At 59.6% G+C, this 612-nt stretch carries 1 protein-coding gene; it reads right to left on the reverse strand.

Annotation, left to right across the window (positions count from 1 at the left end):
• A partial coding sequence (locus tag AS93_RS0118090; protein WP_037010076.1) for an IS5/IS1182 family transposase occupies positions 1-524 on the reverse strand: 524 nt, incomplete at its 3' end.
• Between the last annotated feature and the right edge of the window lie 88 nt (positions 525-612).

Below are 612 nucleotides of genomic sequence, written 5' to 3' on the forward strand. Positions count from 1 at the left end.
CGGCTGCTGAGCGCGGGATCACGCCAATCGACTTCATCTCCCGTCACTCCACGTTGCCGGCTGGCATCCGCCTTGATGATGCTGGCGTCCACAGCGAAGCCTTCGCCTTTGACCAGGCCAGCCGCCATGCAGCGGCGCAGCACCTCATTGAACAACCAACGGAACAGACCGCTGTCACGGAAACGACCGTGGCGATTCTTCGAGAAGGTTGAGTGATTGGGTACTTCGTCTTCCAGACCCAGCCGGCAGAACCAACGATAGGCCAGATTTAAATGCACCTCTTCGCACAGCCGTCGCTCGGAACGGATGCCGTAGCAGTAGCCAACGACCAGCATCCGCACCATCAACTCCGGGTCGATCGAGGGGCGTCCGATGGGGCTATAGAAATCCGCAAGGTAGCTGCGCAGGTCACTCAGATCCAGGCTCTGGTCGATACTGCGCAGGAGGTGTTGGGCTGGGACGTGGTCTTCCAGATTGAACGAGTAGAACAGACGCTGCTGTCCACCCGGTAGCTGTCCCATCATGCTGTTCGCCCCCGCGCTCACCGACAGAGTGATTCTGCCGTCGGCACGGGGAGGTCGCTACTTTTTCAACAGAATCGGCCAGAAGCAG

This window comes from Pseudomonas sp. RL (genome assembly GCF_000647775.1).
Lineage (GTDB): Bacteria > Pseudomonadota > Gammaproteobacteria > Pseudomonadales > Pseudomonadaceae > Serpens > Serpens flexibilis.